A 24,169-nucleotide genomic window follows, 5' to 3' on the forward strand; every position below is an offset into this window, starting at 1 on the left:
CATTTATGCTTCAATCGCAGAAAGTTGTTCTTCAACTTCCTTATTGATAAATTCCGAAAATTCTTCAATGGTCATGGTTCCTTTATCACCATCACCTTGCTTACGTACCGAAACAGTATTTGTTTCTGCTTCTTTCTCTCCAACAATAAGCAGAAAGGGTATACGTTTCAGTTCGTTATCCCGAATTTTCCGCCCGATTTTCTCATTACGGTCGTCTAAAACGCTGCGAATATCGGAATTATTCAGGACATTTGAAACTTTTTTTGCGTAATCATTATATTTTTCACTAATTGGCAAAACAACCACTTGTTCAGGAGTTAACCACAGCGGGAATTTTCCAGCTGTATGTTCAATCAATACCGCCACAAAACGCTCCATACTTCCAAACGGTGCTCTATGTATCATGACCGGGCGATGTTTAACTCCATCGCCACCCATATACTCCAATTCAAAACGCTCGGGCAAGTTATAATCTACTTGAATAGTGCCCAACTGCCATTTACGGCCAATGGCATCACGAACCATAAAGTCAAGCTTAGGACCATAAAATGCCGCTTCGCCATATTCTACAATCGTCTCCATGCCTCTCTCTTGACAAGCCTCCACAATAGCAGACTCAGCCTTTTCCCAGTTCTCATCACTACCGATATACTTACTTCTATCTTCCTGATCACGCAGAGACACTTGCGTAATAAAATCTTTAAAATCCAAAGCCTTAAAGATATAAAGAATAATATCTATTACCTTCTTAAACTCCTCTTTTAACTGATCTGGTGCACAAAAAATATGTGCATCATCCTGGGTAAATCCTCTTACTCTTGTGAGACCATGCAATTCACCACTCTGCTCATAACGATAAACGGTACCAAACTCGGCCATACGAATAGGCAAATCTTTATAAGACACAGGCTTCACCTTGTATATCTCACAATGATGAGGACAATTCATCGGTTTCAGCAAAAACTCTTCACCTTCGGTAGGTGTAGTAATAGGCTGAAATGAATCTTTTCCGTATTTGGCATAATGGCCAGAAGTGACATATAGCTCCTTATTCCCAATATGGGGAGTAATAACCTGTTGATAACCATATTGCAACTGAACCTTTTTTAAAAAGTTCTCTAGACGCTCACGCAACTTCGCACCCTTAGGCAACCACAAAGGCAAGCCCTGACCCACTCGTTGCGAAAAAGCAAACAATTCCAACTCTTTCCCTATCTTACGATGATCACGTTTTTGAGCTTCTTCCAACCTCACCATATACTCATCCAGCATCTTTTGCTTTGGAAAAGTAATGGCATAAACACGCGTTAATTGCTTACGTGTTTCATCCCCTCTCCAATAGGCACCGGCAATACTCAATACCTTAATGGCCTTTACCACCTCAGTAGAAGGCAAGTGTGGCCCACGGCAAAGATCTGTAAAAGCACCTTGTTTATAAAATGTGATGGTACCATCTTCTAGCTCATTAATCAACTCCAGCTTATACTCATCATCTTTATCTGTAAAATACTTAAGCGCGTCAGCCTTACTCACTTCGGTGCGTACATAGGCATTTTTTTGACGTGCCAGCTCTTTCATCTTGGCTTCAATCCGAGGCATATCCGCATCACGTAGCACAATATCCTCACCCGGATCTACATCATAATAGAATCCATTTTCAATGGAAGGACCTATACCAAATTTCATACCTGGATACAAAGCTTCCAAGGCCTCAGCCATAAGGTGAGCCGAAGAGTGCCAAAAAGCATGTTTCCCTTCATCATCCTCCCATTTATACAATTTAATGGAGGCATCTGTATTGATTGGACGTGTAAGATCCCACGTTTCATCATTAACTGAAATCGATAAAACTTCTTTTGCCAAACGAGGACTAATACTCTTGGCTATTTCCAAACCGGTTACTCCGGCTTCATATTCTCTTACACTGTTATCTGGTAAGGTTATTTTAACCATGTTTCTTAAATTATTTGTCAATTCTGAATTATACGAACACCCAAAAATCAACAAAAGTTAATAGTTCATTATAAAAAGAACGACAAAGATAAATAATATTTGTTAGTGTGATATAAGGATCGTTCATTTTAATTTTATGTCATAGAATGATTGAATGCAATTGGCTCATTTTTTTCATATTTCCAACAAACCTCTCATCCCATATCATCCTTATCAGTAACAGATCACGCTTAAAGGCTAGCTCGATTAAAAGAAAACCTTTATGTTGTTCACAAATAGAACTCCATAAGACGAATTACTTTACCAATTGCCGAATCATTCCGTTAAAAACAAAATAATGAAAGGGAGAAACCAAATACCAATATATCCTTCCTTTTAATCCTTTAGGTCGAAAAGTAGCCGTTTGCACAAGCATATCATCCTCCAATTTAAATTCTAACCAAGCCTCTCCCGGGAGTTTCATTTCTGCCAGCAGCAGTAATCTACCCTCCTGCTTATTGGCATATAATACGCGCCAAAAATCCAGCGCATCACCAGGTTGTATATGCGTAAGATGGGTACGCCCCCTACGTAACCCCACCCCTCCGAACAAACTATCCACCAATCCTCTAATACTCCATAACCAGGTGGCATAATACCAACCAGTAGAACCTCCAATATTCCAAATCTTATTCAAACAGCTTTGTCTATCAGCAATACCCATTCTTTTTATATCCTTGAAACAGCCATAGTTAGGCACTTGAATAAATTCAGAGATTCTAAAATTCATTTGTCCACTCACCATTGAATCTTTCCAACTGGACACAATTTCATTTTGTGCTATTTTTTTAAATGCTTTTCGCAAAGCCTCTTCATATTTAACAGGTGATATTCCCACAATATCATTTATCTCCGCACTTCTCGCTACCACCTCAACTTTCATACTATCCACCAAAGAAGTAGCCAACATATAAGAGGTTGATGTAACAAAGTATAACCAGTAAGACGACAGCCGAGGACTCATGATTGGCAGAGTATAAATTCGCCTCTTTAAACCGCGCACAGCAGCAAACCTCAATAACATATCCTTATAAGTAAGCACCTCGGGCCCTCCCACATCAAAAGTTCTATTAAAAACCTGAGGAAGATGGAGCACTCCCACCAGGAGCTTAACCACATCTGACACACCAATGGGTTGACACTTGGTTAGGAGCCATTTAGGTGCTATCATAACAGGTAACTTCTCCACCAGATCTCTAATAATTTCAAAGGAAGCACTACCCGAACCGATGATAATACCTGCTCTAAGAGTAGTTAAGGCATACTTTCCTTTATTTAATTCTTCCTCCACATTTTTTCTAGAACTAAGATGCTTAGATAACTCATGGTCATTGACAATACCACTCAGATAAATCACCTGTAGCACACCAATATCATTCATTCTCTCTCTAAAATGATTGGCAGACAAAGCTTCCTGACGCTCATAGTCTCTGCTACCCGACATCGAATGAACCAGATAATAAGCAACATCAATGTCATTGGGTATAGCATCTAAGGTATCCTCCTCCAACAAATCCACCTCAACGATTTCCAAATTATCCACCAATGATGGCTCCGGTGAAAATCGCCTTTTATCTCTCACACAACATACTACCTGGTATCCAGCCTGCACTAAAACAGGTAATAACCTTTTCCCCACATATCCTGTTGCTCCCGTTAATAATACTTTCATATGTTTATATTTTCTTTCAAAAGTCATATGGAACTCGCCAGAAAGAATTATCCCTCTGTGTGTGAAGCTATTCTCATGGCTCGTTTCATACAATATAGTTCTTTATCTCCTGAATTACATTATCAATCATCAGAATCTACTTTCAATCATACATTTAGGATCTTCCTTCAATGAAACTCATCGAAATGAATCATCCTGCCTTTGTGCGAAACAATTCTCAGGGCTCGTTTCATTGATACTAGGATACATATTGCAATAGTCATCTTTCCATGTAAAAACGTTGAATTCATCCCTCCAACCATCGTCATGGTTCGTTTCACATAAACGCTTTGCAAAATCCTGAATAATTTGATTTAGGCCTTGTTTTTGTTAGTTTTGTTTGATTAAAAAATAGTTTCATCCACAAATAAGCGCACAATAATGAACAGGTTGATATTACTTATTGCCCTTTTGCTGCCCATAACTCTTAAGGCACAAAAAAAAACAGTTACCCTTGAAGACTTAAACAAAAGCCATACTTTTAACGCCAAATCGGTCAGCGGATTAAAATCCATGAATGATGGTATACATTACACCACATTAGAGAACGAGGCAAGGCAGATTGTTAAGTATGCCTATGCAACAGGCAAGAAAACTGCTGTCATCATGGATTTGGAAAAGATAGAAGACTGTCCTATTCAACACATCCAAGGATATGAATTAAACAACGACGAGTCCAAGATACTGGTTTACATAAATCGAAAATCCATCTATCGTCATTCTTTCAAAGCCGACTATTACGTATATGACATTAAGCGTAAGGAGATCAAAGCGCTTTCGGAAAATGGCAACGAACAGGTAGCCACCTTCTCTCCCAATGGTGAAATGGTAGCCTACGTAAAAGACAACAACATTTTTATCAATAAGCTTAAATTTGGCACAACAGCTCAAATCACCGAAGATGGAGCATTCAACAAAGTCATCAACGGTATTCCGGACTGGGTTTACGAGGAAGAATTTGCTTATAACAAAGCGATGGAATGGTCTCCCAACAGTATGGAACTGGCCTATGTGCATTTTGACGAGTCCAAAGTACGAGAGTATACTTTTCCTTTATACAAAGGCAGTCACCCCACACACCAAGCCAATGCCCTGTATCCTGGAGAATATAAATTCAAATATCCCAAAGCAGGAGAAACCAACTCGGAGGTCAGTGTTCATGTTTTTCATTTGAAAAACCGCACCACCAAAACGATGAAAATAGATGATTCAGAAGAATATTACATTCCACGTATTCGATGGACACATGAAGACGGAAGGCTGGCCATCCTAAAAATGAATCGTCTACAAAATCAATTCGACCTCTTAATTGCCAATACGGCCAGTACTCTAACAAAAAATATATTTACACACCGAAGCAAATACTATATTGCCGAAGATGTATTGGATAACCTGACATTTTTAAACGATGGTAAACACTTTATTTATGTGGGTGAGATGGATGGTTACAACCACATCTATTTGTACACTATGGCCGGAATGAAAGTGCGACAGCTGACCAAAGGAGCATGGGACGTGATGGAATATTACGGCTACGATGCCAAAAAGAAAATGATTTATTATAAGGCAGCAGAAAAATCCCCCACCCAAAGAGAGGTTTACGCTGTTTCACTGGATGGCAAAAAGAAATATAAACTATCTCAAAAAGAAGGTACCAATGCTGCTGTGTTCAGCAGTAACTTCAAATATTTCATCAATTATTATTCAAACACCACCACTCCTAAAGTTGTAACCCTACACGACCAAAACGGAAAATTAATACGTACACTGGAAGACAATAAGGCATTGGAGACAAAAGTGAAAGATTACAAAATATCTCCCAAAGAATTTTTCTCCTTTACAACTTCTGAAGGGGTTGAATTACATGGATGGATGGTGAAACCCATCCATTTCGATGCCCACAAAAAGTACCCCGTTTTAATGACCCAATACAGCGGTCCTAATTCGCAACAAGTGTTAGACAAATGGAACATCGGCTGGGAGCAATACTTGGCTGCAGAAGGTTACTTGGTGGCCTGTGTTGATCCCAGAGGTACAGGAGCTCGCGGAGAAGAATTCAGAAAATGCACCTATATGAAACTGGGCAAATTAGAATCAGACGACCAGATTGAAGCTGCCCAATATTTAGGTTCTCTACCGTATTGTGATGCCGAAAGAATAGCCATATGGGGATGGAGCTATGGTGGTTTTATGAGTGCAAGCTGCCTAAGCAAAGGCAATGGCGTTTTTAAGGTAGGCATCGCTGTAGCCCCTGTCACCAACTGGCGTTACTACGACTCTGTTTATACCGAAAGATATATGAGACGTCCTCAAGAGAACGCCAAAGGTTACGACGACAACTCTCCCATCAACATGGCAGAAAACCTAACAGGAAGACTCTTTCTGATTCATGGTACAGCCGACGACAATGTGCATTTTCAGAACACACTTGAATATGTAGAACAGTTGGTTCAGACCGGCAAACAGTTTGATATGTTTGTTTACCCTAACCGTAATCACAGTATATTTGGAGGGAATACTCGGATGCATCTGTATACAATGATGAGCGAATATCTCAAAAAGAACCTATAACACCTCTTCACCTCAGGCTCAGGATGCACCAAAAGATTATCGGCATATCTTGAGCCTGAAATAGTTAAACAAAGAGTTTAACACCCTGTATATTTCAAACGAATAAACCATCATCTTGAAAAAATTACTATTCACACTGTTACTGTCTGCATGGGTCATGCTCTCCTATGCGCAAGAGCATGAAACCGTTCGCAAACACAACGGCCCATTTTTCGAGGAATATCTGGCCTTCACTTCCGATACAGCAATAAAAGATGGTAGATATTTAAAAAAATACAAAGATTTTATAATCGAGCAAGGCATCTATAAAGAAAACAAAAAGTTTGGCAGATGGGCCTATTTTTCATTGGACGGTATTTTTGAGTTCGAATACGACCACAACACCCAAAAAGTAATAAAAATAAGTTCCAAACAAACCCCCGAAGAATATACAGAAACCCCGGTTTTATTTCTTGGCAGTCCAATTATTCCCTATTTATTTATGGTCAACCATATTGTTTATGCCGATGAAGCCAAAAACAAAAACATTACAGGAAAAATAGTTTTAGCCATTAGAATTAATTCCAAAGGACAAATAACCAGTCTCTTTATCAAAGAAAAACTTCATCCCATCTTAAATGCCGAAGTGATGAGAGTGGCCAAAACGATACCTTCGCATTGGCAATGGATTCCTGCTACCTATAAGGGCAAAAATATCAACAGTGAATATTTAATTGATATTCAATTTGATCTCACCGAGGAAGAACATCCATAATCAGGGATAAAAAAGTAAGCCTGTATGATCACGCACCGATAGATGATCATTGCATTGTTAAGTCCCAAAGATCTATAACAATAAAATCTTTCACCATAGGTTTCAATACATAAATAAAGGTGAATGTGGGTACTAATTAACCACATACCATAAAAAAAGGATAACTTTTTTATCTTTGCACTTTCATTGAAAACAATAAGCAGAAAGCATAACCATGAATATTGAAATGCAGCTAAAAGGCAAATTGCTTGCCGCGGTACAGGAGTTATACGGACAAGAAATAAATGAGAATCAGGCGCAGGTTCAAATCACCCGCAAAGATTTAACAGGAGATTTTACCATTGTGGTTTTCCCCTTATTAAAAATTTCAAAAAAATCTCCTGAAGAAACCGCGAACGATATTGGAGAATACATCCAGAACAACGACAATACCGTTGCAAGTTTTAATGTGGTTAAAGGTTTCTTGAACATTGAGTTAGTTACTAACTACTGGCTAAACCTCATCAACAAGATTGCTCAGGAAGAAAAACATGGTTTTGTGGCAGCCGATGATAACTCGCCACTTACCATGATCGAATACTCATCTCCAAACACCAATAAACCACTGCATCTGGGTCATATCAGAAACAATCTATTGGGCTATTCTGTTTCTAGAATTGCCGCAGCAAACGGAAATAGAGTCATTAAAACCAACATAGTAAACGACCGTGGTATTCACATTTGCAAGTCCATGTTGGCCTGGAAAAAATGGGGGAAAGGGGTTACTCCGGAGAGTGCAGGCAAAAAAGGCGACCACCTGGTAGGTGATTTCTATGTGAAGTTCGATCAGGAATACAAAAAAGAAATAGATGCGATTATCCGGAAGAAAATATCGGAATACCCATCCATCAAAAATATTGACGACTTCAAAACCACCTTTTCTGCCTTAAAAAGCAAAAAGAAAACCAAAGAAGGACTCAATGATGAAGAAAATGAACAACTCAAAGCCTGTGAAGAACTGAGTAAATATGCTGAAAACAATGCCCCTTTGATACAGGAAGCTCGTGAAATGCTACGCAAGTGGGAGGCCAAAGACACTGAAGTATATAAAGACTGGGAGATGATGAACCAGTGGGTTTACGCAGGTTTTGATGTCACCTACAAAAAGATGGGCGTTGATTTTGATAAAATTTATTACGAATCAGAGACCTATACCGAAGGAAGAGAAATGGTATTGCAGGGGCTCAAAGAAGGTTTGTTCAACCGCAAAGAAGACGGAAGCGTATGGGCCGACTTATCGGACAAAGGGCTGGATCAAAAACTATTACTGCGTAAAGATGGCACCTCGGTTTATATGACACAAGACATAGGTACAGCTAAACTGCGCTATGACGATTATGCCATCGACAAAATGGTATACGTAGTAGGTAATGAACAAGACTATCACTTTCAAGTATTGGCATTATTACTCGACAAGCTGGGTTTTAAATGGGGCAAGGACTTAGTTCACTTCTCCTACGGAATGGTAGAACTACCGCAAGGAAAGATGAAATCGAGAGAAGGTACTGTGGTGGATGCCGATGACCTGGTAGACGAAATGGTTAAGACAGCACGTGAGATGTCTAAGGAGCTGGGTAAACTAGACGGATATACAGAGGAAGAGGCCGAAAAAGTGTATCAAATGATTGCTTTGGGTGCTCTGAAATATTTCATACTGAAAGTAGACCCCCGTAAAAACATGACCTTCAACCCAGAAGAGTCCATCGACTTCAACGGTAACACAGGTCCATTTATTCAGTATACCCATGCCCGTATCCAATCTATTTTCCGCAAGGCTGCCGAAAAAGGTATTCAAATAGCGGATACTGCACCAACAAACGTAGAGATAGGTGAAAAGGAAAATAACCTAATCAGAACCATTGCCAACTTCCCCAATGTGGTGGCCGAAGCAGGTAAGGTATTTTCTCCTGCTATTATCGCTAACTTTGTTTATGATCTGGCCAAAGAATACAACCAGTTCTACCACGACTGCCCTATCCTCTTCGAAGAGGATGAAGATAAACGTACGATGCGTTTGCTTCTTTGTAAAACAGTGGGTAAAACCATCAAAAATGCAATGTGGCTATTGGGTATAGATGTTCCCGACAAAATGTAAAGCTATTTACACAAGAGCTAGGTGGATGGTAGTACTACCTAGCTCTTGCCAAAAAGATCTATCTTCTTAACCTGATTAATAATTAGTCTTTGCAAGAAAACTCCTTGGTTTCAAAAATATCGAAAGGCTTGTCTTTGAAGCTTTCTTATCAAAGACAGAAAAAACAGTAGTTTTCTTGCAGCCACTAAATAGAACAGCTTAAAACACCTTATCAAAAGATATATGAACATTCATTGGATTCAGCATGTGCCCTTCGAAGGGCTGGGAAACATTAAGGAATGGGCTTCGACCAACAATCATTCTCTCTCGTGCACCCAGCAATTCAACAATGATACACTCCCTAAACTAAATGAGTTTGATCTGTTAATTGTGATGGGCGGTCCCATGGGTGTTTATGACACTAAAGATTATCACTGGCTTACTGAAGAGTTGACGCTTATCAAGTCGGCCATTGAAGCCGACAAAGCTGTTTTGGGCATCTGTTTGGGTTCTCAGCTTATAGCTGCCTCCTTGGGTGCACACGTGTACCCTGGCGACACAAAAGAAATCGGCTGGTTTCAGATACAAACCAATCACCACCACTCCCCACTTTGCTTTGAGAACACATCTCCCACTGTTTTTCATTGGCATGGAGACACCTTTGATCTCCCCCAAGATGCTCGACTCTTAGCCTCTACCCCAGAAGTAGTCAACCAGGCTTTTATGATCAGAAACAAAACGGTAGCTCTACAATTTCACCTGGAGCAAACACCAGAAACCATCCAAGAAATGGTGAACAATGGTGCTCACGAATTAATGGAAGAAGGCCTCAAGATTCAATCTGCAGAAGAAATTACGCACCAGAAAAAGTACTTTGATGCAAACAAAAAGGTCATGTTTGGTTTACTGGATTACCTAGCACGCAATCAATAAGTCCTCGTCCTATCCAATCACTATAAACTCTTCTTAACTTTAGGAGTTAGCAACAGACTTGCCAAAATACGTGGAGCTACCTCATAACCGTAGTGTTTAAATTTGTCCACCACATCAATATATGACACATCCTTTTGTCGGATTAGCTTTCTAAGCTCTTCCATCTGTGTATGACTCAATTCCTGACCAATCGCTTTACTGATCAACTTCACATCTTTACTTTTCCCCTCTCCCTTGTTAGGAACCACTTTTTCTGCCAACCCCAAAGTCTCAATTTCTAAAATAATGGTCTCCAACACATCGGCGCAAGTCTTCTTGATGGAATCCACATCTCCGGTAGTATCTCGCAAAGACCAGCTATTATTCTCAAACTCAATATCTTCTATTAACTTTCTCTTTAAATTATCCGGTCCCAGTATAGAATCCAATACAGCTATAGTTCCTTTTTTCCAACTATTCAGATCAAAGTTACGTTCTTCAATTTTCTGATACCGATTATGCAGAAGTTCCAATACTTTTTCCATGATATATTAATAATTAGTGAAGTCAATCAAAAGATAGTTAGATTATCACAAAGCACCAACAGAATACCAACAAAAAGCACTGTTCCTAACTAAAGAACAATGCTTCACACTTTCACCAAATCTATTTATTCAAACTCAGTCAAGGTCATTTTTATGATTTCGATGGCTTTTCTAAGTTCCGCTTCTGTGATGACCAAAGGAGGTGCAAAACGAATAATATGTCCATGTGTTGGCTTAGCAATCAAGCCATTCTCTTTCATAGCCACACACACATCCCAAGCTGTTTTTCCATTTTTAGGCTTGATGACTACTGCATTCAAAAGACCTTTACCCCGGACCAACTCAATCATATCCGAATCCAGCTTTGATAACTCTTGGCGAAATAACTCTCCCAGACGTGCAGAATTATCGGCTAAGTTCTCATCCTTAATTACCTGCAATGCTGCCATAGCAACCTTACATCCCAGCGGATTACCTCCATATGTTGAACCATGCTCACCCGGCTTTATACAGAGCATAATATCATCATCAGCTAATACCACTGACACAGGAAATACACCACCAGACACTGCCTTACCCAATATCAACACATCCGGCCGAACACCTTCATAATCACAAGCCAACATTTTACCAGTACGCGCAATGCCTGTCTGCACCTCATCTGCCATAAACAACACATTTTTAGCCTTACACAAATCATAGGCTTTCTTCAAATATCCATCTTCCGGCACATAAACACCAGCCTCTCCCTGAATAGGTTCAACCAGAAATCCTGCTACATTGGGATCCTGCAATGCTTTTTCCAAGGCATTCAGATCATTATATGGCACTACCTCAAAACCAGGCGTATAAGGACCAAAGCCTTTATAAGAATCCGGGTCTGTAGACATGGAGATAATGGTCACAGTTCTACCATGAAAGTTACCATCACAGACGATTATCTTGGCTTTATTTTCTTCAATTCCCTTTTTCTCATACCCCCACTTCCGGCATAACTTGATGGCTGTTTCATCAGCCTCAGCTCCGGTATTCATGGGCAATACTTTATCATAGCCGAAATAATCGGTAATATATTCCTCAAACTCCCCCAATACACTACTATAAAAAGCCCTGGATGTAAGCGTTAACTTCGCTGCTTGCTCATGGAGTGCCTGAATAATTTTAGGATGACAATGCCCTTGGTTAACAGCCGAATAAGCCGAAAGAAAATCATAATACCTTTTTCCTTCAGTATCCCAGACAAAAATACCTTCACCCCTATCCAAAACTACCGGAAGAGGATGATAATTATGGGCACCAAATTTATCTTCCCTCTCAATATATTCTTGCGGGGTCATGTGAATATTGCTCATATCTATATTATTAATTGTTTTTCCAACCCTAAAGATAAGAAGAAAGCACATTCTTGTTGATGAGAAATATCACCGTACCCTCACAAAAATGACGATTATTAAATAAAGCATCTCTTAAGAACCTGCGATATATTTCACCACAAACCCACAAGACTACTTCTCAGTCTGTTAAAAAAATACGAGATATCAAAAACGGGTAAGCACTTTCAAATTCAGTCTCCTGCCTGTCAGATAATTGGGTACCGCATACTGCCTATTATTTACATCCGTCACCCAGAAGTAAGAAATGGTATTATTGATATCAAACAGATTAAATATCTCGAGTCCGATCCACAAGTTTTTCAAGGCGCCACTAGTTTTATTCAACTCACTTCCTGTCATCTCCTTAGAGAAACCGATATCAACTCTTCGGTACGCAGGCATCCGGTTGGTAGCCAAATATCTTTCGGAATGCGGTGGACCAAAAGGCAAGCCTGTTCCATATAAAAAATTAAGGTTAACTTTAAAAGAGGGGTTATTTCTAAAATAATCCTGAAACATTAAACTAAAATTCAATCGTTGGTCGGAAGGACGTGGTATATTACCCGGATATATCACCTGACCAGTACTTTTATCCACATACGAGTCATCTTCCAAATCCTCCTCTGTACGCATCAAAGATAGGGTAGCCCAGGACTCCACGCCTTTCACAAACTCACCATTCACCTTTAAGTCGATACCAGCCGCATATCCCACCGCGTTATTCAAAGCCGAATACCTGATTCTCACGTTATCGACCTGATAGGGAATCAGATTTTTCATTTTTTTATAGTACAATTCAGTAGAGAACTTAAAAGGCCTATCTCCCCTCATAAAATAATGATCAAACCCGCTAACAAAATGAATGGATTGCTGTGCTTTAATTTGATCATTAATACCATCCTGAAGATTATGCTGACTATCAGGCCTCGTCCGGTATTCCTTATAAAAAGGCGACTGATAATACACCCCTGCCGAAAATTTAAATCGATAGTCCTTTTCCCATTCAGGCTTCACTGTAAGACCGAATCTAGGGCTTATCAATAGTTCATCATTAAAATCCCAATAATTGGCACGTACACCAAGGGCTATATCCACATCGTTTCTTCCCCATGTTGCATGTCTATCACTCTGCACAAAGGCAGTAAAACGATTGGAAGCAATAGCATGATCTGAATTGTAGGAATAAACCATATCCAATCTATCCGTATCAAGAGGGATATTAAAATCAGCAGAATCCCTCATTTCCCATTCATTTATGATATCCGAAAATCGTTCATACTGATATTTTACTTCCCATTCAATACGGTTTGCATCTAAACGATGAGCGCCACGAAAAGCTATATTGGTAATGGCTCCAAACAAATAATTACGGGCATGTTCAAGATAGGAGCCAACACCAATACCTGAGGCTATTTTATCAGCTTCCGACGGTTCCGTCTCTTCATCTTCCAGCTCTTGCAACCAATACTGTCCAAGGATATCATATCGTTCATCTTCTGAAGTACGATAGCCTGAGAGCAGAAATTTGTAGTTATGATCATTATTGGGCGAAAAATCAAGACTAACGGCACCAAAACCAGTCAAAAATTCATCTTCCTCTTGCCCCTCAAAATAGATCTTCAACACCTTAACCTCATTAATAGTACCAAAGGATGTTTCTCTGTCCACAGGTATAAAATCGTATTTATTTCTTGAAACATTACCCAGAAATCCCACTCGCCATTTTTCATTCATGCGATAGCTCAGATAAGTCTGCATGTCAAAGAACGACGGTTTGTAATCGCCCGACACATCGCTGGATCCCAGTAAATATTGATTGGTTTTATAACGTAGACCAGTTACATGCGTAAATTTCCCTGCAGAAGAAGCTCCTTCCAAGTGCACATTACCACCCAACAGACTAGCAGATGCACTCCCCGCAAATGCAGTAGGCCGCTTATACTTTATATCTAGCACCGAAGACATCTTATCGCCATAACGAGCATCGAACCCACCTGCCGAAAATTGAATATCAGATACTAATTCAGGATTCACAAAACTAAGTCCTTCTTGCTGTCCGGCACGCACAAGAAAAGGTCGATACACTTCTATGTCATTCACATACACCAGATTCTCATCAAAATTACCTCCACGAACGCGGTACTGCGAACTCAATTCATTATTGGAACTCACCCCCATCTGCGTCTTTACCAAGGCTTCAACACTACCCCCTGAGGCATCTGGAAGATTGGCTGATAACCTGGAGTCAATGGCCGTAAAGTTCTGATCGCTTCTACGCTTGGCTTTTACATCCACCGACTCAATAGACTCCCTTTTTGAAGACATGATGACGACCAAATTCCTGAGCGCTGCATCACTGTCCAAAAGAATATTTTTGACCTGATATCCTAGTCTGCTAAATACTAACTCTACAGGAAATTCAGACTTTACATCGATGCTAAAAGCCCCTTTTTCATTGGTTATTGATCCGCCAGGCTGTCCTTTAACTGCTATATTCACCCAATCAAGTAAAACGCCATCTTCAGACTTAACAACCCCACTTATTTCTACCTGCTTTTGCGCATAAACAACCAATACACACATCACACATAGGGGTAAAACAAATAGTTTTTTAAGCATACATATTGTATAAAGAGTCCTCGTTTTTCACAAATTTACATTACAAAAGTAAGTAACTACTACAAATATCCTTTCTAATTACTTAGAAAAACGATAGTTTTACTTTTTTATTTCCGAGACATGAAAAAGAAAATACTGATAAGCTACAAGATCCCCAGCGTTGGATTTGACGTATTGGGAGACAATTTCGAAGTAATATTTCCTAAGGATGATCAAATCAGCGACGCTGAGCTAAATGAGCATATTGAAACCTGTGATGCCATTGTTTCTGTATTTGGTCATCAGCTATCAAACGAACACATCACCCGAGCCTCCAAACTAAAGTTAATAGCTAATTTCGGAGTAGGATATGACAATATTGACATCCCCTTTGTGAGCAACAGAGGCATTACTGTTACAAACACACCCGATCCGGTAACTGAGCCAACCGCCGAATTGGCCATGGGTTTAATGGTTGCAGTAGCCCGTAAGATAGGTGCCTTAAACAATCAGCTAAGAACAGCTGACGGTGTTAAAGTAGGTGTCATGAAAAACCTGAGTACCACACTTACAGGCAAAACACTCGGCATCGTAGGCATGGGTGCCATAGGTCAAGCCTTAGCGCGCAGAGCTCTCGCTTTTGGCATGCACATCATCTACCACAATCGACAACCATTACCTGCTGACATTGAAGGCAAATATTGCACACACAGAGTACCCCTTGAAACTCTTCTAAAGGACTCAGACGTAGTTTCTTTACATACCCCCCTAACTACTGAAACAAAACACTTAATTAACTTCGCTGAGTTTAACTTAATGAAAAACACGGCCTATATAATTAACACCGCACGCGGAAGCGTTATCAACCAGAAAGCGCTTATTGCCGCCTTACAAAACAAGCAGATCGCAGGTGCGGGCTTGGATGTTTTTGAAAACGAACCACATATTCCAAGAGAATTGTTGACATTTAACAATGTAGTTGCCACCCCCCATGTAGGAACTGCCACATTGGAAACAAGAAAAGAAATGAGTATATTAGTAAGCCAGATCATCCGAAAATTCTTTACTGGAGAATTACAGAACTATATTGTTAACAAAAACAATCTACATTAAAATCAAAAGCCCTGGCTATTCAAAAACAAACTGAGATGAAACAAGCCATAAGATTTTTTCACACACAGGGGAATGATTAATTTCGGCGAGTGCCATATGACCATTAAGAAACAAATTATAAACATATGAAAAAAATTCTTGTATACACCGAAAAAAATGCTGCCCGATCGCAAATGCTTCAAGGCTGGCTAAACTATTATCTAAAAGGGAAAGCCGAAGTTCTTAGTGCCGGTGGGCATATTGAGCCCATACAAATGTTGGCACAAAAAGCCATGATGGAATCCGTTATTGACATTAACAAAAACAAATCGGTTAACCTATCTGATTACCAACACGAAATATTTGCATATGTGATTATTGCCGATAGTTCATCACCCGAAGATGTACTATTAAGCCACGAGCCAGGAAAAATAATCTGTCACCCCTTTAAAAACCCTGCACTGGCACAAGGTTCCGATCAAGAAAAACTTTTATCCTACAGAGAGGTATGTAACGAAATTGAAGACTATGCCATGGAATTTGCCATGAAACACTTTAACATTCTGCAATAAAATAAAAACATCAACATAAGCCAAGACCCATGATTACACAAAAGCAAATAAGTCTACCTGAATTCAGTCGGGGTTTTCACTTAATCAGCGACTTTATCGAATCTCACCTGGACCTTCCTGATGTCGGTCTACTGAATCTATTTATAAAGCACACGTCGGCAGGACTGACCATCAACGAAAATGCAGACCCTTCTGTACGTGCTGATTTTGAAACCATTATGAACACACTCATTCCCGAAAACATGCCAGAATACACACATACCCTTGAAGGCAGTGACGACATGCCTTCGCATGTAAAATCAAGTATTGTCGGTTGTTCGCTCACTATACCCATCACAAATGGACGTTTAAATATGGGAACATGGCAAGGAATTTACCTTTGCGAGTTTCGTAATGTTGGCGGACGCAGAAACCTAATCGCTACTATTTATTCCTAATACCAACAGCAACAATTACATTTCAGAAAACACTATTGCACTTATTTTATGAACATATGAACCGCTGATTATCCCCTTTCTTGAAGAGTAGACCGCACATAGGAATATAAACTAGAGGTATCCGGCAGCACAATATCAGCACCTGCCTCCACCAGCACTTCATCTTCGAGAACACCAGTATTAACAGCAATAGTAGTCACCCCTGCCGCCTTTGCGGACTGAACTCCCAGTGGCGCATTCTCCACCACCATGCACTGTTCGGCTGTAAAACCACAACGAGCAACTGCTTTCGCATAAGGTTCCGGATCTGGTTTTCCTTTTGTTACATCACTAGCACTGATAATCTGCTTTGCTGGAATACCAAAGTCATCCGACAAGCGATCCAACAAGGTAGGTTGCTTAGAGCCTGTCACCACCCACACATCCATTCCTGTTTCTCGTATAAAATCAATCAGATCGCCCATCTGTGGCATTTTCTCAGCTATGGGGAGCTGCCCCATCAAACGTATCTTCTCATTGTAAATACGCTCACATTCTTCCTCCGAAACTTCCTTGTTCAAATATTGCCTATACACATATGCAATGGTCTCTAGACCAGGACTTCCTTCGTGCAAATAAGCTTCGTAAGCCGGAAAATCAATGCCCACGGTTTTAAAACACCCTGTCCAGGCAATCTCATGATTCTTCATTGAATCATATAGCACTCCATCCATATCAAATATCACACACCTTAAGTCTCTCGGTATAATTGCTTCACTCATCCTTTTATTTATTAACATTGAAACCAAACAAGAAAGATTCTTACAAACACAAATCGAAAGAAACAAAAAAAACAAGAAAACAAGAAATATATATTCTATTCGATTCCTCCATTTTCTCATCATACGCATTCAAAAAATATAGTGGACACACCAACAGCAGGCCGCCTCCATGATATCAAAGAGACATTTTCAATCTCAATTACACATGCAATAACAGAGGCTACATCACGTTCTAATGAATCCTCTCAAATTCGAATAGAATTAAAAACAGATCCTCACTACCAAAGCTTTCACTTCCAACCGGTCTTTCCTATGTATGACTCGTCCTAAAATTAGTTGCGAATTGTTTTGAGTCGCTCAGGAAAGGAATTTTAAAAAGGGAAAACTAATTTTTTTGTATTATTGCAGCATCTTTTAAAGTGGCATGTTTTGACCGATAATGCTGGCATGGTCACTCCGAAATAGCCAATCCTTTCTTATTTTATTATTTATCGTTATCGTATCAGGTTGTCGTGGTCTTTTTTACACTTGCCCCGTAGAGTAGAGCCTGATAGCTTACTCCCATTATTACTTCTAAAAGTAGCAATAATAAGTAAACTATCAGCGCCCCCTTCATCAAACCGTACGTGAAGTTTTCCCTCATACGGCTTACCGATAGAGTTCTTCATTGAGCTTTCGCAAGGGTTTTCAAGCGTGCATACTTTTCCAAGTCTAACAGCCTTTTGCTTTGTACAAAAGTACTGTATGGTCGCTGGCGAAGCGACTTGTGCGCTTTACGTCCTTTGCTTTTGAGCCATTTAAATAGTTTATAATCCAAGTGTTTGATGATAACCTTTATGGTTTCCCAAATGTGCGTTACCTTACTTATAGAGAAATAATTAAGCCAACCTATTAATAATGAGTTGAGCTTGTAAAGCAAAGGTTCAATCTTCCAATGCCTACGTTTTGCTAAAAGCTCACGAATGTTGGCAAAGAGTTTACTCCTTGATTTCATACTCGGGCGGACGTTGGTATAGTTCTTCCTGTTCCAAGCGAATTTGGAGCGGATTACCCTGAACTCAAACCCCAAAAAGAATAGGCTTTTCTTATGCACATGCTAAATAGTTGTCTTTTCCTTATTGATGGTAAGCCCCATCCGTGTCATTAATGAATCGATATGTGCTAATATTTCTCTGCTGTAATAGTAAGTTCCCATAAGCACAAAGTCATCGGCATAACGCACAATTCGTATGTTTGCTTTGGAGAATTTACTCTTTGAATTATTGACTATTCGGTCAAAAGCATGTAGGTAAATATTCGATAACAATGGACTAATAACCCCTCCTTGCGGCGTACCTGCTGTACTCGACAACAACTTTCCGTTCTTTAATTGTTTTGGGGCTGTTAACCACTGTTCGATAATATCCAGAATTCCTTTGTCACTGATGCGTTCTTTAAGCAGTACAAACAGTTTATCGTGAGGAATGGTATCGAAGTATTTCGATAAATCTGCATCATAGATGAAATGATGTCCATCGTAGATATTCTGTTTGATTTGCTTGATTGCATCCTGTGCCCCCCGTTTGGGTCTAAATCCATATGAAGTAGTAATAAAGTCGGCTTCCCAAAGTGGCTCAATCAGCATCTTAACAGCCATTTGTGCTACTCTGTCTTTTATGGTGGGAATACCCAACATGCGAAACTCACCTTTCTTCTCCTTCGGGATTTCTACCTGACGAACAGCCTGACTTCGGTAGGTATTGGTACGAAGTTCTGTTTGCAACTCCTTGAGGAATTTGGATACACCATATTTCTCAATATCTGCAAACGACATCTTGTCAACTCCTGTGCCTTTGGAATAATTCTGTTTTACTCTACGATAGGATTCCTCTATCACATAGTCTAAGCTCATCTTGTCGCTTAAACTATATGCTTTAAATTCCTTGTCTTGCTTGGCTCTAATGTATAGCTTCCTTTGGAATTCACGAACTCTTTCATCGGTCAGAAATGACGATGGACTTACTAATAGACTTGCGTCAATATAGGTCGTTCTGTTTTCCATATAAGCTTCTCTAAAGTAGAGCCCCTTCCCTATGCAGCGTTTTGTTGTCGCTACAGTCTGTGGTACTATGGGCTCCTCCGACTTCTCTTGTTTCCTTGCTGAATTTCGCTATGCTTATATCAGCCTGTTTAAGATTGCCAAACTTTAAAACAAGAGACCTCCCACGTTCCGTAGTAATCCATCTATAACCACGCCATCCCTATGACTCCGGTAGACCGTTGTATTTCAAATTGCTGTTAATTCATACAACGTAACAGGGTTCGAAGACCGTCAAAACTCTCCCCATCTACTGATACACTTCTCGAAGCTACCACGGGTTCACGCTTGCGCATTACGGCTTGGTCATTTGAACATACCGAGCTTCAGCGAAGACCCTCACGGGCTTAACTGTCGGCAGCTCTTCTAAATGAACAGCAAATTATTTAGGTAGGATTTACACCTACTGGATTACCACAGCTTCGTGGCACACTAACGGTAAATTGTATGAGTAGTGCCGAATTTCGAAGCTCTTTCCTGTCGAACCGAGATGAACTTTGATACGAGAACCGAAGCTCAAATTACGCACTTCACTCGGCATTACTTATACAAAATGTTAGGCACTGGCTTTATTTATTTTCAATCATTTAACATTTTAATATGCTACAAGTTACGTTGTCTGTTCATCGTTGGCAAGACATACTCTTTTGCAATTTTTGGTTGGAGCGTTGGCTCGTGCGAATTGTAAATGTGTATGGCTTTAGCATAGGCAGTCTTTAATAAAAAAAAGTCAGGGACTCCACCCCTGACCGTAAAAGTGAAAACACTTTTGAGGGCTTGTGTGTGCTAGTTCCTCAACTAGAAAATAACGGTTTTGGAGCTCCAAAAGGATTGCCCTATATCTTAATATACACTATGACCACGTTTAGTATTTAATTCAACACCATAGTTTTTGTTATTCCAATCACAGTAGACATTTACAAGTTGTTTATTTATAAGTTTTAAAATTTCTTTCTTCTTTGGTTTTTCGACACCGTCTTCAAAGAAGCCAATTTTATTTAAAATTTTAAGTCGAAAATCTTCTAAATCCTCCTCCTTGTCAGCAACATATGGACAAACCAAAAGGTCAACTAACAAATATACATCTTCTGCTTTAGATGATTCATAATTTGAGATTTTTTGTCTTGTAATTTTATTTAATGCACGCCGAATCCTTCGATATTCTTTTTTATTCTCAATGTGATTTAGCAATGATATAATTGTAAAATAATTTAGCTCACTACCTTCCTTTTCATTTATTCTAAAATGCTCAAAAATAGTTTCTTCGGAGAATGAATAGTGTTCACCTAATTCATTAACAATTGGAAGAAGATATAAGGTTTCAATTTGAGCATATTTGAGTGTTTTGTTTTTTGAGAACACCATTAAAATCCCATCATATATTTTTTTGTAAACAGAGTGCTTTCTATCAAAATCAAAAGCAATATATTTAAGCTTGTCATCATTGAATGTGTCATTACCCAAAAGCTTTTGTTTTGATTTTTCTTGATTTTTGACAAAATCAATAATTCGATGTAAAATATGGCACAGTTTAATAGAATACGAAACTCTAGGTAAAACAGTATAAACAAAAAATGACAGCTCAATTATCTCATTAAAATTATCAAATATATTGTTGAAATATACTTTCACAATTTTTTCTTGTTTTTCTAACTCTTCTGCCTCAATGTTATCTATATCCTTATACATTTTAAGCAGTTTTTTCTGCTCTGTTCCAATTTGGGATACCATTTTTCTTACCTTATTAAAAATGATTACAAGGAAGTAGTTTTGTAAATCTTTGTAAGATGTATTTGTATTGGCAAGGATAAGTTTATAATTAGTGATAATGTCTTTGGCTGAATAATACTTAATGCCAAGCTGACTTCTAGACTCATCTTTGTCAAGTTTGAATATTAAAGAATGCTCAACAAGCTTTCTGATTTCTTCTTTTGCAATAGTAATATTTGTAATTATGGGCTTACTGAATAGTTCTGTTTTCGATTCGTTAAAGTATAAGTTATATTTCTGAAGTTCAATCTTATAAAGCTTCAATATTTCACTTTTTACGCTATCATCACTATAAAAAACAAAATAGTCATCTACATAACGATAAACGTCATAACCCTTTTTGTATTCGAACTTAGAATCGCCTTCATTTTCTAATTTCAACTGGTAAAGAGCCTTCTCAACCTCTTTATCTACTCTTTGAAGAATAATTTCCGCAAAGATTCTGGAAAATTCTGGACCAATAACTATTCCGCTAGTTTCATTATAATTCATCCTTTGCATCATTTCGTCAAACTTGTGACCAAATGTTGTTTTAAATTTAGGTGCAAGGTATTCCTTAACCGCTCTTTTATTCAGTAATGCCCAGGTAATCGAATGTGTATAGATACTATCAAAACACCTTGAAATATCAAATTTTAATAGCTTGTCAAATCTTTTTTCAGCCCTTTGGTATTCATATGATTCGTAAAATTCAAAGATGTTACTACAAGTTTGGTAAGAAAAATAAGTCTTCAAGCTTGTATATTCTTTGTTTGAACTTTCTATGATTTCAATCTCTTCGTTATTACTGTGTTTGTTTGTGTGAGTTTTGTCCTTATAGTATTTTAGAGAGGCAACTTTACTGGGTTTACGTAAAGAGAATTGGCTTTTATTTGTTGCATCTTTAATATTAGACTTGTATTTGTCATAGAATTGGACTAATTGAAGTTGATTTATTGGATGGATAACGGCAAGTTCCCTATAGTCATCATCTTTATGTGCAATCCTAAAACTAAATGGAATTGTAATAAGGTTTTTATCAGTAATCTGATAATAATCGTAATCTTCAAATGATTTCTTTGTCTTTGTTTTATCGAAACCAAATAAGAGACGGATTATCTGCTCTGTTATCTTAGAATTGTCCTTTTTAAATCTTAATTCATCACCAACAAGACAAACCTTTTTATTTACCAAGAAATTATAGAAATACCTATTTGAAAAATACGGAGGTACCTCATACGGCAATATATCAGAAAGTACAACCCTTTCTTTTTTGTAGCCAATTATTTTCCCTTTACGATTACGCATTTTTCCAAATTTTAGTTATTTCAGAGAGTCCAAATTGTAATACTCCTTTATTCGTTGAATTTGATTTGTTTGCATTGTGATTTTTGTAAGTCTTTTTTATCAATGGTAATTTTTTGAACTTTTTTTCTTCAAAGCCTTTTACAAAATCACAGTTTGATAATTTTTCTTTCTCTTCGACTGTAAAACCAAATCTACTAATCCTCCACTGGCTTGACTTATTAAGCTGTTCAAGAGATTCAGCATTTTGAAGAAATGGGCTAGAATAATAAATGCCCACAAACACTTTACTCTTATTATTTCTGAGCTTTGTATTTGAAGATAAATAATCCATCCTCGCCAAAAGTAGTTTAAATGCACGTTGTCTATTTCTTGTTTTTTTATTTTTAAAATCGTCGTAAGCAAGTTTAATTTTTTGCTTATACCGATTAAGCTTGTTTTCAGTCATCTCGACTGATAATACATATTTAGTTTCAACACCGCTACCATCCTTCTTTTCTTTTTCTATCTTTTTGCTTCCGATTTTATAACCGAGAAACTCTATCGACTTGCAGCTAGAGTTGTTTAACTCAATTGATTTTAATCCGGGAATTAGATTAATTGGTATTGTTTTTCTATCATTTATTGAAAGATTATTTTCGTCTATAATTGTTTTTATTTGACCTTTATATCTTTTAGGTAAACCTTTTTCTTCTTTTTCAGGAGTGAAAACAGCAATGATGTCATCAACATATCTTGCATAAAATACTAAATCAGGTAGTTCTTTTATTCTGTTGTCAATTGCACGCATATATAATTCTGACAAGTATGCACTCACTCCAACTCCTCTTGGCACACCTTTATAATCTTTCGTCTGACCAGTTGCTGAGTTATACCCTTTTAGAATTTCCCCAATGAATCTTTGAGTTTTTAGACTTAAAAGATTATCTTCTTTTATCTTTTGTATAACCTTATTCTGTGGAATTGATTCATAGAAGCTTTTTATATCAGTTCTAATGATAACCTTAGGAAATTCATCTTCTATTAGGTTTATAAGGAGGCTTACTATTTCATACCTTGATGATTGCCGTATTTTATATGTTTGACTAATATTTTGTTGTAATTGCTTTGATAAAAAAACATTTTCAACAGATTTTTCTAATGAATAACTTGTTTTTCCATAGACAGCTCCTTCAAGTACATTGACCGCAAAACCTGATTTGTTAACCTTGCTTGATATCTGTTCGAGAACTTCAATTATAGACTTTTCTCGTTCTTTTTTTAAGGTGTTTCTCCTTTCTTTAAGCTCGGATTTTCTAGTTTTATCATTTTCTCTGTGAATGTTCTGATTAAGAGTCTTTATTGTTTTTCGTATCTCAATTGAATCATTGAAAATCTCAGGAAACCTTTTCTCAATATCATTACCTTTTCGATTTTCAGTGTCGAAAATTATTTGAAAGTTTTTAGCTGAAAATGTTTGGTCTTTCATATTGTTTCAATTGTCTCGGTCATTGTCTAGCGTTGGCAAAAAAATAGCTCTTTTGTTTTTTTCAACGTTGGATTGTGTATTGGCAAAAAAAACAAATGTGCTATTTGTGCGTTGGCTTTCCTTTCATTTCTATAGTTAA

Annotated in this window: 18 protein-coding genes; 7 read left to right on the forward strand and 11 right to left on the reverse strand. The window is 38.3% G+C overall.

Annotation, left to right across the window (positions count from 1 at the left end; genetic code table 11):
* Positions 1 to 3: 3 nt before the first annotated feature.
* On the reverse strand, positions 4 to 1,953 hold the full coding sequence (thrS, locus tag CYTFE_RS0113110; RefSeq protein ID WP_027472167.1) for a threonine--tRNA ligase: 1,950 nt from the start codon (positions 1,951 to 1,953) through the stop codon (positions 4 to 6).
* Positions 1,954 to 2,248: 295 nt separating this feature from the next.
* On the reverse strand, positions 2,249 to 3,664 hold the full coding sequence (locus tag CYTFE_RS0113115) for an SDR family oxidoreductase (protein ID WP_027472168.1): 1,416 nt from the start codon (positions 3,662 to 3,664) through the stop codon (positions 2,249 to 2,251).
* Between the two features lie 420 nt (positions 3,665 to 4,084).
* Here CYTFE_RS0113115 and CYTFE_RS0113120 point away from each other — a divergent pair, with 420 nt between their 5' ends.
* The 4 genes from CYTFE_RS0113120 to CYTFE_RS0113135 all read left to right on the forward strand — a co-directional run bounded on the left by CYTFE_RS0113120 (position 4,085) and on the right by CYTFE_RS0113135 (position 10,074).
* Positions 4,085 to 6,274, forward strand: a complete 2,190-nt coding sequence (locus CYTFE_RS0113120) for a S9 family peptidase (RefSeq protein WP_044214065.1) — start codon at positions 4,085 to 4,087, stop codon at positions 6,272 to 6,274.
* A 115-nt stretch (positions 6,275 to 6,389) separates the two neighbouring features.
* Positions 6,390 to 7,028: an energy transducer TonB gene (locus CYTFE_RS0113125; protein WP_044214063.1), complete on the forward strand. Its 639-nt coding sequence runs from the start codon at positions 6,390 to 6,392 to the stop codon at positions 7,026 to 7,028.
* A gap of 214 nt (positions 7,029 to 7,242) precedes the next feature.
* Positions 7,243 to 9,162 (forward strand): arginine--tRNA ligase, encoded by a 1,920-nt coding sequence (gene argS / locus CYTFE_RS0113130; RefSeq protein ID WP_027472171.1) that lies wholly within the window; start codon positions 7,243 to 7,245, stop codon positions 9,160 to 9,162.
* A gap of 222 nt (positions 9,163 to 9,384) precedes the next feature.
* Complete coding sequence (locus CYTFE_RS0113135; RefSeq protein WP_044214062.1) at positions 9,385 to 10,074, forward strand: type 1 glutamine amidotransferase; 690 nt, start codon at positions 9,385 to 9,387, stop codon at positions 10,072 to 10,074.
* Positions 10,075 to 10,094: 20 nt separating this feature from the next.
* On the opposite strand, the gene CYTFE_RS28765 is transcribed toward CYTFE_RS0113135, so the two are convergent.
* The 3 genes from CYTFE_RS28765 to CYTFE_RS0113150 form a co-directional block, all read right to left on the reverse strand.
* Positions 10,095 to 10,598, reverse strand: coding sequence for a hypothetical protein (locus CYTFE_RS28765; protein WP_052343189.1), 504 nt, complete (start codon positions 10,596 to 10,598; stop codon positions 10,095 to 10,097).
* 125 nt (positions 10,599 to 10,723) lie between these two features.
* Positions 10,724 to 11,950, reverse strand: coding sequence for an ornithine--oxo-acid transaminase (gene rocD, locus CYTFE_RS0113145; RefSeq protein WP_235208317.1), 1,227 nt, complete (start codon positions 11,948 to 11,950; stop codon positions 10,724 to 10,726).
* Between the two features lie 186 nt (positions 11,951 to 12,136).
* A complete protein-coding gene (locus CYTFE_RS0113150; protein WP_027472174.1) occupies positions 12,137 to 14,590 on the reverse strand; it encodes a TonB-dependent receptor in 2,454 nt (817 codons plus the stop codon).
* 120 nt (positions 14,591 to 14,710) lie between these two features.
* Between CYTFE_RS0113150 and CYTFE_RS26415 the strand changes: the two genes are divergently transcribed.
* The 3 genes from CYTFE_RS26415 to CYTFE_RS0113165 all read left to right on the forward strand — a co-directional run bounded on the left by CYTFE_RS26415 (position 14,711) and on the right by CYTFE_RS0113165 (position 16,670).
* Complete coding sequence (locus tag CYTFE_RS26415) at positions 14,711 to 15,682, forward strand: NAD(P)-dependent oxidoreductase (RefSeq protein ID WP_044214061.1); 972 nt, start codon at positions 14,711 to 14,713, stop codon at positions 15,680 to 15,682.
* Between the two features lie 125 nt (positions 15,683 to 15,807).
* The gene (locus CYTFE_RS0113160) at positions 15,808 to 16,233 is read left to right on the forward strand and encodes a low molecular weight phosphatase family protein (protein ID WP_027472175.1); all 426 of its coding nucleotides are present in this window, start codon (positions 15,808 to 15,810) and stop codon (positions 16,231 to 16,233) included.
* Positions 16,234 to 16,262: 29 nt separating this feature from the next.
* Positions 16,263 to 16,670: a secondary thiamine-phosphate synthase enzyme YjbQ gene (locus CYTFE_RS0113165; RefSeq protein ID WP_027472176.1), complete on the forward strand. Its 408-nt coding sequence runs from the start codon at positions 16,263 to 16,265 to the stop codon at positions 16,668 to 16,670.
* A gap of 68 nt (positions 16,671 to 16,738) precedes the next feature.
* Here the strand turns inward: CYTFE_RS0113165 and CYTFE_RS0113170 are convergent, their stop codons facing one another.
* From CYTFE_RS0113170 to drt3a, 6 genes are all read right to left on the reverse strand, one after another.
* Positions 16,739 to 17,431, reverse strand: a complete 693-nt coding sequence (locus CYTFE_RS0113170) for an HAD family hydrolase (RefSeq protein ID WP_081735986.1) — start codon at positions 17,429 to 17,431, stop codon at positions 16,739 to 16,741.
* A gap of 494 nt (positions 17,432 to 17,925) precedes the next feature.
* On the reverse strand, positions 17,926 to 18,099 hold the full coding sequence (locus CYTFE_RS30005; RefSeq protein ID WP_154665667.1) for a hypothetical protein: 174 nt from the start codon (positions 18,097 to 18,099) through the stop codon (positions 17,926 to 17,928).
* The gene (locus CYTFE_RS30760) at positions 18,096 to 18,524 is read right to left on the reverse strand and encodes a group II intron maturase-specific domain-containing protein (protein ID WP_211238169.1); all 429 of its coding nucleotides are present in this window, start codon (positions 18,522 to 18,524) and stop codon (positions 18,096 to 18,098) included. The genes CYTFE_RS30005 and CYTFE_RS30760 overlap by 4 nt, the downstream gene beginning before the upstream one ends.
* A gap of 3 nt (positions 18,525 to 18,527) precedes the next feature.
* Positions 18,528 to 19,472 (reverse strand): reverse transcriptase domain-containing protein, encoded by a 945-nt coding sequence (locus CYTFE_RS26420; RefSeq protein ID WP_211238170.1) that lies wholly within the window; start codon positions 19,470 to 19,472, stop codon positions 18,528 to 18,530.
* Positions 19,473 to 20,351: 879 nt separating this feature from the next.
* Complete coding sequence (gene drt3b / locus CYTFE_RS26425; protein ID WP_052343191.1) at positions 20,352 to 22,565, reverse strand: antiviral reverse transcriptase Drt3b; 2,214 nt, start codon at positions 22,563 to 22,565, stop codon at positions 20,352 to 20,354.
* Complete coding sequence (drt3a, locus tag CYTFE_RS0113190; protein WP_027472178.1) at positions 22,558 to 24,030, reverse strand: antiviral reverse transcriptase Drt3a; 1,473 nt, start codon at positions 24,028 to 24,030, stop codon at positions 22,558 to 22,560. The genes drt3b and drt3a overlap by 8 nt, the downstream gene beginning before the upstream one ends.
* Between the last annotated feature and the right edge of the window lie 139 nt (positions 24,031 to 24,169).

It is taken from the genome of Saccharicrinis fermentans DSM 9555 = JCM 21142 (assembly GCF_000517085.1).
Taxonomy (GTDB): domain Bacteria; phylum Bacteroidota; class Bacteroidia; order Bacteroidales; family Marinilabiliaceae; genus Saccharicrinis; species Saccharicrinis fermentans.

Excerpts from the sequence above, each read along its gene's own strand:
- thrS (WP_027472167.1), bottom strand. The coding sequence starts at position 1,953 with ATGGTTAAAATAACCTTACCAGATAACAGTGTAAGAGAATATGAAGCC.
- CYTFE_RS0113115 (WP_027472168.1), bottom strand. The coding sequence starts at position 3,664 with ATGAAAGTATTATTAACGGGAGCAACAGGATATGTGGGGAAAAGGTTA.
- CYTFE_RS0113120 (WP_044214065.1), top strand. The coding sequence starts at position 4,085 with ATGAACAGGTTGATATTACTTATTGCCCTTTTGCTGCCCATAACTCTT.
- argS (WP_027472171.1), top strand. The coding sequence starts at position 7,243 with ATGAATATTGAAATGCAGCTAAAAGGCAAATTGCTTGCCGCGGTACAG.
- CYTFE_RS0113135 (WP_044214062.1), top strand. The coding sequence starts at position 9,385 with ATGAACATTCATTGGATTCAGCATGTGCCCTTCGAAGGGCTGGGAAAC.
- CYTFE_RS28765 (WP_052343189.1), bottom strand. The coding sequence starts at position 10,598 with ATGGAAAAAGTATTGGAACTTCTGCATAATCGGTATCAGAAAATTGAA.
- rocD (WP_235208317.1), bottom strand. The coding sequence starts at position 11,950 with ATGAGCAATATTCACATGACCCCGCAAGAATATATTGAGAGGGAAGAT.
- CYTFE_RS0113150 (WP_027472174.1), bottom strand. The coding sequence starts at position 14,590 with ATGCTTAAAAAACTATTTGTTTTACCCCTATGTGTGATGTGTGTATTG.
- CYTFE_RS26415 (WP_044214061.1), top strand. The coding sequence starts at position 14,711 with ATGAAAAAGAAAATACTGATAAGCTACAAGATCCCCAGCGTTGGATTT.
- CYTFE_RS0113160 (WP_027472175.1), top strand. The coding sequence starts at position 15,808 with ATGAAAAAAATTCTTGTATACACCGAAAAAAATGCTGCCCGATCGCAA.
- CYTFE_RS0113165 (WP_027472176.1), top strand. The coding sequence starts at position 16,263 with ATGATTACACAAAAGCAAATAAGTCTACCTGAATTCAGTCGGGGTTTT.
- CYTFE_RS0113170 (WP_081735986.1), bottom strand. The coding sequence starts at position 17,431 with ATGAGTGAAGCAATTATACCGAGAGACTTAAGGTGTGTGATATTTGAT.
- CYTFE_RS30005 (WP_154665667.1), bottom strand. The coding sequence starts at position 18,099 with ATGAAGAACTCTATCGGTAAGCCGTATGAGGGAAAACTTCACGTACGG.
- CYTFE_RS26420 (WP_211238170.1), bottom strand. The coding sequence starts at position 19,472 with ATGGAAAACAGAACGACCTATATTGACGCAAGTCTATTAGTAAGTCCA.
- drt3b (WP_052343191.1), bottom strand. The coding sequence starts at position 22,565 with ATGCGTAATCGTAAAGGGAAAATAATTGGCTACAAAAAAGAAAGGGTT.
- drt3a (WP_027472178.1), bottom strand. The coding sequence starts at position 24,030 with ATGAAAGACCAAACATTTTCAGCTAAAAACTTTCAAATAATTTTCGAC.